The sequence below is a fragment of the Pseudomonas sp. AFG_SD02_1510_Pfu_092 genome (genome assembly GCF_003331055.1).
GTDB lineage: Bacteria > Pseudomonadota > Gammaproteobacteria > Pseudomonadales > Pseudomonadaceae > Aquipseudomonas.
Genome location: NZ_PUQD01000144.1, coordinates 1 through 218 on the forward strand (window position 1 = coordinate 1; position 218 = coordinate 218).

At 59.6% G+C, this 218-nt stretch carries 1 protein-coding gene; it reads left to right on the forward strand.

Going from position 1 to position 218, the window contains the following annotated elements; translation table 11 throughout:
- Nucleotides 1–218: immunoglobulin-like domain-containing protein (locus C6A77_RS25225; RefSeq protein WP_133295922.1), on the forward strand; the 218-nt coding region annotated here is incomplete at both ends.

A 218-nucleotide genomic window follows, 5' to 3' on the forward strand; every position in this document is an offset into this window, starting at 1 on the left:
GAGGCTGGCAAAACCCAAGGCAGCGTCGACTTCAAAACCCCGGCGAACGACGTCTATAACAACGGCTCGACCGTCAGCGTGACCATCGAAGACGCTACCGGCGGCAACTTCGAGCAACTGAGCCCGAACCTGACGCCGGCCCAAACCACGATCAATGATTCGGTCGATAACACCACTGCGACCCTGACTGCTTCGCCAAGCGTGACCGAAGGTGGCGT